The sequence below is a fragment of the Haemophilus influenzae genome (genome assembly GCF_003494325.1).
Classification (GTDB): domain Bacteria; phylum Pseudomonadota; class Gammaproteobacteria; order Enterobacterales; family Pasteurellaceae; genus Haemophilus; species Haemophilus influenzae_I.
Genome location: NZ_QQIK01000001.1, coordinates 303,614 through 316,848, shown reverse-complemented (window position 1 = coordinate 316,848; position 13,235 = coordinate 303,614). Strand labels below are relative to the sequence as shown.

General features: G+C 36.7%; 13 protein-coding genes. 1 reads left to right on the top strand and 12 read right to left on the bottom strand.

Annotated features, from left to right (window positions below; translation table 11 throughout):
- Position 1: 1 nt before the first annotated feature.
- Genes otnC through ltnD form a run of 3 tightly spaced genes read right to left on the bottom strand, consistent with a single transcriptional unit; the run spans position 2 to position 2,780 of the window.
- Complete coding sequence (gene otnC, locus DV356_RS01620) at positions 2–634, bottom strand: 3-oxo-tetronate 4-phosphate decarboxylase (protein ID WP_065245175.1); 633 nt, start codon at positions 632–634, stop codon at positions 2–4.
- Positions 631–1,872, bottom strand: coding sequence for a 3-oxo-tetronate kinase (otnK, locus tag DV356_RS01615; RefSeq protein ID WP_065245174.1), 1,242 nt, complete (start codon positions 1,870–1,872; stop codon positions 631–633). Before otnK ends, otnC begins: the two co-directional genes overlap by 4 nt.
- Before the next feature lie 2 nt (positions 1,873–1,874).
- Complete coding sequence (gene ltnD, locus DV356_RS01610) at positions 1,875–2,780, bottom strand: L-threonate dehydrogenase (protein ID WP_015702001.1); 906 nt, start codon at positions 2,778–2,780, stop codon at positions 1,875–1,877.
- 170 nt (positions 2,781–2,950) lie between these two features.
- Between ltnD and DV356_RS01605 the strand changes: the two genes are divergently transcribed.
- Positions 2,951–3,709 (top strand): DeoR/GlpR family DNA-binding transcription regulator, encoded by a 759-nt coding sequence (locus DV356_RS01605; RefSeq protein WP_192882145.1) that lies wholly within the window; start codon positions 2,951–2,953, stop codon positions 3,707–3,709.
- 46 nt (positions 3,710–3,755) lie between these two features.
- On the opposite strand, the gene DV356_RS01600 is transcribed toward DV356_RS01605, so the two are convergent.
- The 9 genes from DV356_RS01600 to rnpA all read right to left on the bottom strand — a co-directional run bounded on the left by DV356_RS01600 (position 3,756) and on the right by rnpA (position 13,225).
- On the bottom strand, positions 3,756–4,103 hold the full coding sequence (locus DV356_RS01600) for a helix-hairpin-helix domain-containing protein (protein ID WP_015701999.1): 348 nt from the start codon (positions 4,101–4,103) through the stop codon (positions 3,756–3,758).
- Between the two features lie 168 nt (positions 4,104–4,271).
- The gene (gene ispH, locus DV356_RS01595) at positions 4,272–5,216 is read right to left on the bottom strand and encodes a 4-hydroxy-3-methylbut-2-enyl diphosphate reductase (RefSeq protein WP_005647895.1); all 945 of its coding nucleotides are present in this window, start codon (positions 5,214–5,216) and stop codon (positions 4,272–4,274) included.
- Positions 5,213–5,728 (bottom strand): signal peptidase II, encoded by a 516-nt coding sequence (gene lspA, locus DV356_RS01590; RefSeq protein WP_005664259.1) that lies wholly within the window; start codon positions 5,726–5,728, stop codon positions 5,213–5,215. Before lspA ends, ispH begins: the two co-directional genes overlap by 4 nt.
- Positions 5,729–5,797: 69 nt before the next feature.
- Entirely contained in the window at positions 5,798–7,357 is a 1,560-nt protein-coding gene (locus DV356_RS01585) for a phosphoethanolamine transferase (RefSeq protein ID WP_118806429.1), read from the bottom strand.
- A gap of 87 nt (positions 7,358–7,444) precedes the next feature.
- Positions 7,445–9,313 carry a SurA N-terminal domain-containing protein gene (locus tag DV356_RS01580; RefSeq protein WP_118806428.1) on the bottom strand — a complete coding sequence of 623 codons (1,869 nt, stop codon included), beginning with the start codon at positions 9,311–9,313 and terminating at the stop codon, positions 7,445–7,447.
- Positions 9,314–9,500: 187 nt separating this feature from the next.
- Complete coding sequence (mnmE, locus tag DV356_RS01575) at positions 9,501–10,859, bottom strand: tRNA uridine-5-carboxymethylaminomethyl(34) synthesis GTPase MnmE (RefSeq protein ID WP_065245170.1); 1,359 nt, start codon at positions 10,857–10,859, stop codon at positions 9,501–9,503.
- 157 nt (positions 10,860–11,016) lie between these two features.
- A complete protein-coding gene (gene yidC / locus DV356_RS01570; protein WP_118806427.1) occupies positions 11,017–12,642 on the bottom strand; it encodes a membrane protein insertase YidC in 1,626 nt (541 codons plus the stop codon).
- The gene (yidD, locus tag DV356_RS01565) at positions 12,642–12,902 is read right to left on the bottom strand and encodes a membrane protein insertion efficiency factor YidD (RefSeq protein ID WP_005647910.1); all 261 of its coding nucleotides are present in this window, start codon (positions 12,900–12,902) and stop codon (positions 12,642–12,644) included. Before yidD ends, yidC begins: the two co-directional genes overlap by 1 nt.
- Complete coding sequence (gene rnpA, locus DV356_RS01560; protein ID WP_005651622.1) at positions 12,866–13,225, bottom strand: ribonuclease P protein component; 360 nt, start codon at positions 13,223–13,225, stop codon at positions 12,866–12,868. The genes yidD and rnpA overlap by 37 nt, the downstream gene beginning before the upstream one ends.
- Positions 13,226–13,235: the final 10 nt, after the last annotated feature.

Here is a 13,235-nt window from a genome sequence, read left to right as displayed (position 1 = left end):
ATTATTTTCCTCTATTTTCTAAATCTTTCACTTCGGCATCAGTGAGATAGCGGATTTTTTGTCCTTGCAAAGTGAAGAATAATTTTGCGGTTTCTTCTAACTCTTCTGTATTATCTGCCGCATCAAGCAAATCTGAGCCAGTGACAACAACACCATGATTAGCGAGTAAGAAGGCTTTGCCTGTTAAAGCTCTGTTACTTAATTCTTCTGCAATCTTTGGTGAACCCGGTCTATAGTAGGGAATAACTTGCATTTTTCCCACGCGCATTACGTAATACGGTGTAAATGGCTCTATAGCATTATTAGGATCCAAATTATCTAAGCAAGAAAGTGCGGTCAAATAGGTACTATGTAAATGCACAATGGCTTTGCACTCAGGATTTTTCTTGTACATAGCCAAATGAAATACTGCTTCTTTCGATGGTTTATCGCCCCCTAAAAGATTACCTTCCATATCCAATACAGATAAACGTTCTACACTTAACCGACCGAGTGAAGAACCTGTAGGGGTCACTAACACACGATTGTCATCTAAGCGAACTGATAAATTACCTGCACCGCCCACGGTGTAACCTCGCTCATAAAAAGAAAGTCCGAGCTGCACCATTAATTCTTTTTGTGCTAAATCCGTCATAGGAACATTCCTTGTGCATATTCAAAAAAGTCTTCTTTGCCGAAATTGCCTGATTTAAGCGCAAGGAAAATATCTTCTTCTACCGCTTTTAACCAAGGCACACCTGGGGCGATTTGTTTACCAATATGGAACCCAGTAAAATCAAGTTGTTGCACCACAATACTTGAGGTTTCACCACCAGCAGTAATAAAGTTTGTTACGCCATATTGTTTTAATTTATCGGCAAGTTTGGCGAAAGTGCTTTCAATGGCATGGCTTGCTTGATCCACCCCAAATTGATGTTGAATAGCTTTTAATGCATCTGGTGGCACTGTTGCATAGACCATAGGGGCAAATTCGCTATCGAGATTTGCTATCACCCACTGATAAAGTTGTTCTATATAATTTTCATTATGGATGGCTTGCTCAACATCAAGTTGAAAGTGCGGTGCTTTTTCACGATATTTTTCCACTTGTTTATTGGTCATTACTGAGCAAGACCCTGAAAGCACCACGGTTTTACCTTTAGTTGGCGTAAAGGCATTGGTGCCTTTTTTACCACCACTTAAACGTGCAGCCATATAAGCTCCTAAGCCTGAACCGCCTGTCACCAATTTGAAATCCGCCACTGCTTCAGCAAGTACTTCCAACTGCGAATTATCCACGGCATCAACAACCGCATAACGGTAGCCTTGTGCTTTTAATTCCGCAAAGCACTCTTGCACACGCGAAGCCCCTTTAATCACATCAGCATACGCCACCAAACCTGTTTTACCTTTGGCTTGTGCATCCATTAAACGCATTAAATTAGCATCAGTCATTGGCGTAATCGGATGGTTTTTCATGCCTGATTCACTCAACAATACATCACCTACGAATAAATAGCCGTTAAAAATAGTGCGACCATTTACAGGTAAGGCTGGTGTAATAACGGTGAAATCTTCATTTAATTCATCTAGTAAAGCATCCGTGACAGGACCGATATTGCCTTTCGCTGTGCTGTCAAAGGTGGAACAATATTTAAAATAAAATTGCGTACAACCATTTTCCTTTAACCATTGATAAGCCCTCAATGACTGTTCAATGGCTTCATTCACAGGGTTGGAACGTGATTTTAGACTGATCACAATGGCATCTACTTTGCTGTTTAACGATTGTGTTGGAACACCGTTCATTTGCACCGTACTTAAGCCATTTTCAACCAAAAAACTGGCGATATCGCTTGCGCCTGTAAAATCATCTGCAATAACACCTAACATCGCTACGCTCCTTTTTTCGGTAAGTTAACGCCACTAAAAATTTTAATCACTGCACTATCATCTTCTTTACCATAACCCGCATTGCTTGCCTCAGTGAACATAGAATAGGCTGTGCTTGCCAAATGAAGTGGGAAATGAAGTGATTTTGCAGTGTCATTAACTAAGCCTAAATCTTTCACAAAAATATCAACCATAGAAAGCGGCGTATAGTCACCTTCTACTACGTGTTTCATCCGGTTTTCAAACATCCAAGAGTTACCAGCTGCATTGGTCACAACATCATACATAACATCAAGTGGAATACCTGCTTTTGAGGCAAGAGCCATAGCTTCCGCACCAGCTGCAATATGTACGCCAGCTAATAATTGATGGACGATTTTCACCGTTGCACCTAAACCAATTTCTTCACCAATGTTATAAACTTTTGCCGCAGTGGCATCTAAAACAGGTTGTAACAACTCAAATGCTTGTTTTGAACCCGATGCCATAACAGTCATTTCACCTTTTAATGCTTTAGCTGCACCACCAGAAACAGGTGCATCTAACATAATCAAACCTAATTCTGTTAATTTTTGTGAAATTATTTGAGCATCTTGAGCCGCCATGGTAGAAGAAACCATCACTGCTGTACCTGCTTTTAATTTTTTAGCAATACCATTTTCGCCAAATAATACTGCGTTAGCTTGGGCTGCATTAACCACTAAAATCACTACAGCATCAAGTTCGTGAGCGAAGTCATAGCCATTTGCCGCTACAGCTTTTGCACCTGCCGCTTTTAGTTTTTCAAGTGCAACTGGGTTTAAATCAATACCATAGGTCGTTAATCCTGCATTAATGCAAGATACCGCTGCGCCCATACCCATAGAACCAAGACCAATTACTGCGACTGAATAATTTTGATTTTCCATTTTTAATCTCCCAATAGATCTTAACTAAATTTCTCTGTATATTAGCCGATACAATAAATTAAATCTGAGATCTAGATCACAGAATGATAAAAAATGTTATTTTTTGTTAATTTTAGTGATAAAACGTTATGAGCTCATAATCTGATTTGAAATCAGGTATGGAGAAAAAGATGATTCCTGCTGAACGGCAAAAGACATTATTAAACTTAATTAGTAAACAAAGCGTTATTAGTATAAATAACTTAGTCAATATCTTAGGCGTATCGCATATGACCGTACGTCGTGATATACAAAAGCTCGAAGAGGATGGAAAAGTCATCTCTGTTTCGGGGGGGGTTCAATTACTTGAACGTTTATCCAGTGAACCAACACATGACGATAAATCATTACTAGCAACGACTGAAAAGGCGGCTATTAGTAAAAAAGCAGTTGAGTTAATACAAGAACATTCCACTATATATCTAGATGCTGGCACGACAACACTTGAAATCGCAAAACAAATCGCTAATCGAAACGATCTACTTGTAATTACTAATGATTTTGTTATTGCCCATTATTTAATGGTCAATAGCCAATGTAATATTATGCATACTGGTGGGCTCATTAATAAATCAAATCGTTCCTCTGTGGGAGAATTTGCAGCCCAATTTCTACATCAAATTTCAGTTGACATTGCGTTCATCTCGACTTCATCTTGGAATTTAAAAGGGCTAACCACGCCTGATGAGCAAAAAATTCCTGTCAAAAAAGCTATTATCCAATTTAGTCAAAAAAATATCCTTGTTACTGATTCATCCAAATATGGCAAAGTAGCAACATTTCTACTATATCCACTTAGTTCACTAGATACGATTATCTGTGATAAAGGATTACCCGAAAATGCTCAAGCTAGAATCGATGAAATGAATGTTGAATTATTTTTAGTATAAAATAAAAAAGCCCTGTGAAACAGGGCATTCATTGGAGGTTAGAAAATTAAAAGATTATACGATCACGATTTTTCTCTAGTGTTGCTTTGCCAATTCCTTGTACTTCTAAAAGCTGTTCTGCATTAGTAAAATTACCGTGTTTTTCACGATATTGCACAATAGCTTCCGCTTTTTTCGCACCAATGCCAGTTAGGGATTTTTGAATTTCACTGGCAGTTGCTGTGTTGATATTCAATTTATCGCTCACTACGGCTGGTGCTACTTGAGCTTCAGCTTGAGTTGTCACAACAGATTGAGCGGTTTGTTCTGTCGCTTTTTCCTCAGCAAAAGACGAAGAAACAACCAGCGAACCATACAATACAACCGAAGTGAATAATGTTTTCATTAATTTCATAGAGGTTTCCTTATAATATGAATCGTTGATCAGCAATCAACACACCTATTTTTTCCTGCCTTGCAAAAACCCTCAAGAAACTGACCGCACTTTTGCGATCTCGATCGCAAAAATTCTTAATTTGAATGAAAAAACAAAGGGCTTATCATTTACGACAAGCCCTTAGTATTAATTAACTTCTTTTATTCTCAGCTCTTTTGGCACCTCAAAGAACATATTTTCTTCTAAACCTTGCAGTTCTTCTATGGAATTCGCACCAAACCTTTTTAAACGAGAAATAATCGATTGAACTAATTCCTCTGGCGCAGAAGCACCAGCTGTAATCCCAATGGTTTTTACATCATTAAACCAATCAGCTTGAATATCGGCAGGATCATCAAGAAGCTGTGATTTAACCCCCATTCGAGAAGCCAATTCAGCTAAACGATTTGAATTGGATGAATTTTTAGAACCTACAACCAACACTAAATCTGATAATTTTGCTAATTCTCGCACCGCTTCTTGACGATTAGTTGTCGCATAACAAATATCGTTTTTATGTGGTCCTTGAATAGCGGGATATTTTTCCTTTAATGCAGCAATAGTTTCAGCCGTATCATCTAGCGACAACGTCGTTTGCGTCATAAAGGTTAAATTATCATTTTCTTGCATTGGCAAACGTGCAATATCTTCTACTTTTTCAATTAGGAAAATACCGCCATCTTCATTGCTATACTGCCCCATTGTGCCTTCAACTTCAGGATGCCCTTTATGCCCAATCAAAATCGCTTTTGTACCCTTTCGACTTGCACGCGCAACCTGCATATGCACTTTAGTCACCAAAGGACAGGTTGCATCAAATACTTTGAGATTACGGTCTTTTGCTTCTTGCCGAACCGCTTGAGACACTCCGTGTGCAGAAAAAATCACGATCGCACCATCAGGCACCTCGCTTAATTCTTCCACAAAGATCGCACCACGCTCACGCAATCCGTTCACAACAAATCGGTTATGTACCACTTCGTGACGAACATAAATCGGTGCGCCATGAATTTCTAAGGCTAATTCAACAATACTAATGGCACGATCTACACCGGCACAAAATCCTCGTGGATTGGCTAAAATTATCTTCATTTTTGACCGCACTTTTCTACTTGTTTATCTTGTACTTTTTTCTTTTCGCTCTTAAACGCATCTAATACTAATAACCCTGCACCAATACAAATGGCGATATCGGCGATATTAAACACTGGATAATGGTAAATATCCCAGTAGAAATCAAAGAAATCCACGACAAAACCGTTATAAGCACGATCCACCATATTCGCTAACGCCCCACCAATAATCAGTGCATAAGCAGAATTTTGGATTTTTTGTTCGGCATTATTTTTTGCTAAAAAATAAACCAACATGCCAGAGATAGCCAACGCTAACAAAATAAAGAAATATTGTTGCCAGCCACTATGATCCGCTAAGAAACTAAATGCCGCACCATAATTGCGAACATAGGTAAGATTGAAAACAGGCAGCACATTAACACTTTCATACAAATCAAATTTTTGTACCACAATGTATTTAGTAAGCAAATCAACCACGAAAGCGACCGCACTTAACCATAAAAACGAAAGCCCTGATTTTTTGGACATACTATTTCCCTTTTAAAAAAATTCCGCTCATTCTAGCACAAGCCGATAAATGATAAAGCACGATCTCATTTACTGAACGGTTTCTGGTAATTTTGCTGGATCATCAGCCAACTCTTTAACATTTACAACGTTATTCCAATCAAATACCTTAATTTCCTGTTTTTCAGGATGGAAAAAATCCACGCCTTGTAAATGTTTTTCCTTAATTCCCATCCAATCAGCAAAACCATAAACAAAATTAAATGCCGATTGTGGCGTTTTTATTTTTTCTACCTTTTGACTATCACTCGAAAACATTATGAAAGGAATTTCATAATCTTGTTTATAAAGATTATTTGGATGCAATGATAGGCCGTTAGAATCCTCATAATGAGCAAGCCCATGATCAGAAAAGTAAATCACCGAATAGGGTTCATTTTGTGCCACCAATTGTGAATTTAATTTTTCTAAAAACTGATCCGTATATTTAATCGATTCTAAATAACAAGACATCGATTGATTAATAAAATAATTTTTAACCTCGTATGGAAGACGCTCACAAAAAGCAGGATGTGAGCCTATTAAATGAATCACAATTAATTTTGAATTGCTAATATTTTCTTTTAAGGCTTTATCTAATACAGGCAACATTTCATCGTCATAAACTTTTTTAGAGTTATAACCTAACGGCTTCATAAAAATCGTTTCATCTGCACTTTGACCAATACGAGATGCTATCGTATCAAATTCCCCAATTTTGCCTTGATTAGAAATCCAATAGGTTTTCACACCCGCTTTTTTGGCTAAAGAAATAATATTATCCGTATAAACCGTTTCCCCTTTTTCTGCTCGATATAGGGTGAGTTGTAAAGACGGTTGCGTATTCGGCGCTGCAGAATAATAATTTTCAAAAACAGTGCCTTTCACACGCTCTAAAAATGGTGTAGTTTTCAATGGAAAACCATATAGTGACATATAATCTTTTCGCATACTCTCGCCAATAATCAAAATATAATTTTTATATTTTGGCATAAAAGATTGAATATCCCATTGAGAAGGCGCATTAGCGGATTGATTTAGAAAATCACGTTGTTCTAAATACAGATCATTCATTCGATTAAATTCAGAATAAAAAAGAACGGGATAAAAACGGAATTTATACGCATAGTTCCAATCAGAAAATTGATTGTAAGAAAAAACTAATAATAGACTGATAACAGCCGTATTTAGCCATTTAAATGCTTGTTGTTTAAAATAAAAACTTAATTTCATTAAAATAACAAACAGGATGAAATAACTAGCTTGAAATAAAAATATCCAAAAAGGAATAGTTGTGTAGTATTCCAAGGTTTCATTAATATTCGTTTCATAAACAGAAGCGATAATCCCCAAAGATGGAATACCATAGAAAAAACCAGCAGAGCAATAAAATAACGCACTGAGGAATAATACAGTGATTAATATTCGCCCAATCCAAGGGGTAAAATAAAAAGAAATCGCCGTGATAACAAATAAAATGGCGTAATCTGAAACAGGAATATTCTCACTTAATACATTGCCTAATCCCATATTGGTAAATATGGAAAAGAGAAACAATAAAAAATAAAACCATATTGTTTTAGAATGAATTATTTTTTTCCCGAACATCATTAACTTCCTTTCGCACAAAAGTAAAAAAGTGCGGTGAAATTTACCGCACTTTTGAGCAAAATTTATCTCAAATTATAATTTAACCTACTATTGTTGTGCTTCATCATCTTGATTGATGAAAGAATCATTTACCTCAATTTTCGCTCTCTCACGTAATCCTTGTATTAACTGAACTTGTAATTCAGATTGATGACTACGCAATAATTGCATAGCAAATTGCGACAATTCTTTTTCACTTAAACTGCTTTGTTCAACCTTATTCAAAGCGACAACAACGACATCGCCATTTGAATTATGCACCACTTGATAAAGAGCTTTACTTGATTCAGGTTTAGCAATTGAAAATATACCATTTGTTAAAATAGGATCTTTATTTTCACTTAAAGTAAAAGTCTGCTCACTTGAGAAATTAATGCCATCTACTTTTGATTCAGGGTTTTCACTTAATTTTTTCACTGCTTGTTGTGCTTTTTCATTAAGCGCATTCTCAGCTTTCTGACGTTTTAAGAAAGTTTCAATATCTATTTTAGCCTCTTCTAAACTTTTTACGCCCTCTGCTTTGCGATCCAACACACGTACAATAATTGTGTGATAATCGCCTACATTAATTGGTTCAGAATTCATACCAACATTCGTAGTATCTGATTCAAATATTGTGTAAATAACATTAGGGAAATTTAATCCAGCTGGCACATTTTGACGAGAAAAATAATCGCTCTCTTGAACCTTAACACCTGCTGCTTGTGCTGCAGTATTAAGTGACTTACTGTCTTCAAAAGCCTTATCACTCGCTTGTTTTTCTAAAGAAAAATAACGACTCTCCATCAAAGATTTACGAACTAAATCTGCAATTTGAGCTTTCACATTCTCCAAACTTTGCGCTTTACGTTCTTGCACTAACACAATATGGTAATTGCCATCCACATTGATTGGTTGGCTATATTGCCCTACCTGCAATGCAGCCGCGGCATCTTCAAAGGCTTTTGGTAATTCATTCTCATTTACCCAGCCTAAATCCCCGCCATTCTCACCAGAAATTTTATCCAAAGATTTCGCTTTAGCGACATCAGCGAAATTTGCCCCTTTCTGTAATTCCTCGTAAGCCACTTTCGCATCTTGTTCATTTGCAAATTGAATATGAGCTAAATGTTGAGTCATAAATTGTGCTTTATTATCTTGATAATATTGCGCAATTTCTACATCTGTAACTTGAAGATTTCTACTGATGTTATCTGCAGAAAGATCAATATACTGAACTTTAACCTGCTCTGGCTGAACAAAAGATTTTTGATTAGCTTCATAATACGTTTTGATTTCATCATCAGAGACTGATTGTTTTGCCATTTCATCTGCAAGAGATAAAGTTGCTAAACGAGCTAAACGCTTTTGAAAGAAAACTTCTGCGCTATTTTTTACTTGAGCAGGAACAATAAATTCACTGTTAGCAACGCCATTTTGTATTTGTTCAAGAGGTAACGAAGCACGCAAAATTGAAGCGTAACCATCTGAAGTTAAATGATTTTGTTGTAATATTCGTTGATAAACAGCATTATCAAATTTACCCTTTACTTGAAAATTAGGATCGGTCACGATTGCACGTTTAATCATTTCATCACTCACGCCTAATTTTAATTCTTTAACATATTGGCGAAGTAATTCTTGATCAATCATTAGATTAACGATGTTTTGACGAAGTGCGGTAACAAATTCAGGAGAATCAGACTGAGCCACAAACGCCTCTCCCTCACGTTGTGCGCGTATTTCAAATTCTTGATTATAGCGATTTAAAAAATCTTGTTGAGAAATTACTTCGCCGTTCACTTTTGCCGCATAAGTATCATTTGAGCTAAAAAGATAGCCAGACATTCCACCAACTAAAAACGATACAGCAATCAAACCTAAGATAAATTTAGAAATCTTTGAGTTTGTTAAATTGTGCATTTTTTCAATTAACATTCTATAACCCTTGTTATAAATATAAAATTTTCCCGATTATAATCTAAACGTAAAAAATTAGCATCTTAAAAAGTGAAAACTCCATCCTCACAAAGCCAGCTAATAGCAATTCCTATCAACAAAACACCACCAAATATTGCCGCTTTTGATTTAAATTTTGCCAAAAAATGACCGCACTTTACGCTTCCTATTTTCCAATGCAAAAAGAACTAAAAATATTACCAAGTAAATCATCGGATGTGAATTGACCCGTAATTTCACTTAAATAGCTTTGAACTAAGCGTAATTCTTCCGCTAAAAGTTCTCCTGCGTGAAATTCTGTAAGTTGAACCAAACCGATTTGTAAATGCTCTGCGGCTTTATCCAACGCATCTAAATGACGGCGGCGAGCTAAAAAGCCTCCTTCCATGCCTGTTTGGAAACCCATTGCTTGTTTCAAATGTTCACGTAAAAGTTGTACACCATCATGCGTTTGAGCGGAAAGACTAATTATTTGATAACCGCCCTGTTCGCTTTCACTTGCTTGTTCGCCATTTAAATCAATTTTGTTTCGAACAATAGTAACTGGCAAGGTTGAGGGTAATTTTGCTAAAAATTCTGACCGCACTTTGCTTAAATCTGCACTTTCAGGATCGCTACTATCTAACATCAAAATAATACGATCGGCTTGTTCAATCTCTGTCCAAGCACGAGAAATCCCAATACGCTCTACTTCATCGATTGCATCTCGAAGACCTGCGGTATCAATAATATGCAATGGCATACCGTCAATATGAATATGCTCACGCAATACATCACGGGTTGTACCTGCAATATCCGTGACGATAGCCGCTTCGCGACCAGCAAGGGCATTAAGCAAGCTCGATTTGCCTGCATTCGGACGACCAGCAATCACGACTTTCATTCCCTCACGTAAAATAGAACCTTGTTTAGCTTCAGAGCGAACATCTTCCAACTGATTTATAATACCACGTAAGTTTGCTTCAATTTTTCCATCCGCCAAGAAATCAATTTCTTCATCAGGAAAATCAATGCTTGCTTCTACATAAGTACGTAAGTAAATCACAGAATCAACTAATGCATTTACTTTTTTAGAAAACTCTCCTTGTAAGGATTTTAATGCAGAGCGTACCGCTTGTTCTGATGTTGCATCAATTAAATCCGCAATCGCTTCCGCTTGAGCAAGATCCAATTTATCATTCAAAAAAGCTTGTTCAGAAAACTCGCCTGGTCTCGCCAAACGGATTCCATCAATTTGTAAAATACGTTTGAGTAATAAATCTAATACAACCTGCCCACCGTGACCTTGCAATTCCAACACATCTTCACCAGTAAATGAATTTGGTGATTTGAAATAAAGCGCAATCCCTTGATCTAAAATAGTGCCATCAGCATCTTTAAAAGGAAGATAATCTGCCATTCTTGGCTTCGGGCATTTACCTAATATAGCTTGAGCAACTTTTGTTGCTAAAGGTCCAGAGACCCTTAAAATCCCAATTCCACCACGACCTGGTGCAGTAGCTTGAGCAACGATTGTTTCTTTCATAAAAAACTCTTTAAAATCTAGCCGCACTTTTAATTTAGAGGGATAACGCTTATCCCTGTTTCTACTAAAAAACTCTATCTCTACAAAATGCAGAATATATTAAGATCAAATAATAAAGAAAGGCACATTCCGTGCCTTTCTTTTTGCCTGTTCGTGACTATTTCTTACGAGAATGCAACCCTTTTTTCTCTAATCCACGATAAATTAATTGCTGTTGAGCGATAGTGATCAAGTTAGATACTAACCAGTATAATACCAAGCCTGATGGGAACCACAAGAAAAAGAACATAAAAACTAATGGCATAAAATTCATTACTTTTTGTTGTGTTGGGTCAGTTACTGGTGTTGGCGACATTTTTTGCAACAAGAACATTGAGATACCCATTAAAATAGGGAGAATGTAATAAGGATCTTGTGCCGATAAGTCTTGAATCCAACCAAAGAATGGCGCGTGGCGTAATTCAACGGCTTCTAAGAACGTCCAGTATAATGCGATGAAAATTGGCATTTGAAGAAGAATTGGCAAACAACCACCAAGTGGATTTACTTTTTCCTCTTTATAAAGTTTCATCATTTCTTGGCTCATACGTTGGCGATCATCTCCAAAACGTTCACGCATTTCTTGCATTTTCGGTTGCAAAATACGCATTTTAGCCATTGAAGTATATTGTGCTTTCGTAAGAGGATACAAAATTGCTTTCACTACAATTGTTACACAGATAATCGCTAAACCCCAGTTAGACACAATCCCTTGAATAAAGGTTAATAACCAGAATAACGGTTTAGCAATAAACCAAGCCCAACCATAATCAACAGTTAAATCTAAATTATTTGCGACAGTTGCCATTTGATTTTGAAGTTTAGGGCCAGTCCACAATGAACTTGTAATCGTCTCTTGGCTACCAGCAGGAATAGTGACAACAGGACCACGATAACCAATTGATGCAACATTATTTTTACTATCTGTAATTGTATAAAGTTGATTATTTACATCTTGATTTGGAATCCACGCAGAAACGAAATAATGTTGTAACACCGCAACCCAACCAGCTTTAGTATCAATAGAAAGATTATTATCTTGCATATCACTAAAACTATATTTTTTATAGTTAGTTTCTGAAGAAGAATATGCACCGCCAGTATAAGTAGGCATTGCAACATTACCAGAGCTTTCAACAATAGAATGCTTCAATTGACCATAAGGCTCAACTTCAATAGCTTGACCACTTTGGTTATCAATCTTGTAATCTACGCCTAAATCATAGCTACCACGTTTTAATACGAAGATTTTTTGATAAGTTACGCCATCTTTTTCAAAAAGAAGCGGTACAGAAAGAGATTCTTGCCCCTCGGCTAATTTAAAATTATCGCCTTCAATTTGATATTGCGCACGACCAGAACGGGTATCAATACCGTTTTTACCAATTAAACCACTTTGCGCAATATAAATATGCTCTTTAGTATCTTTTAATAATTCAAACGGTGTTTTTGAATTCAATTCTGCATCATATTTTAATAATTCAGAGCTAATTACATCGCCACCCAATGTATCAATTTTCAAACGGAACACATCGTTTTCAAGAGTAATAATACGACCACGAGTTTGAGAATCTGCTATGGCTTGTGAATTAGAAGGGGAACTTGCCGGAACGTCAGAAGTGGCAGTTATTGAAGTTGTTTGTTCAGTTTGCACAGGTGGATTTTTATCCAACTGCCATTGCTGATAAACAAGGAAAGAAATAAAAATCAGTGCAAGCACTAATAGGCTACGTCTTGAGTCCATTATTTTTTCTCATCATTATTATTGGTTTTTGGTGGAACAGGATCGAATCCACCTGCGTTTAAAGGATGGCATTTTAATACACGTTTCAGCGTAAGCCAACCACCTTTTAATAATCCGTGTGTTTTTAATGCTTCAATACCATAGCAAGAACAAGTAGGCACAAACCGACAACGAGCCCCAATAAACGGACTAATCATAATTTGATAAAGACGGATGATCTTAATTAAGATTTTTGTGCCAAGCGAATGTGTCTCTGCCATAATTTTTCGAGTATTTGTGCAAATGCGCTATTGTCGAGTTTTCCAATACCATTTTTAGCTACAAAAACAAAATCATAAGCAGGCAAGCGATGCTGTGATAAACGAAAACTTTCTCGTACTAAGCGTTTAATTCGATTACGCTCGTGGGCGCGTTTTAAATGTTTTTTAGCAACGGTCAAACCTAAACGCGGATGTTCAAGATTATTTTTTCTAGCAAGGATTGTAATTTCGGGAGTACTAGCTCTGAATGGCTGTTCGAAAACATTTTTGAATTGAATGGGAGTTAATAAACGTAACTCCCTTGAAAAGTTCAGCTTAACCACTAAGAATTGT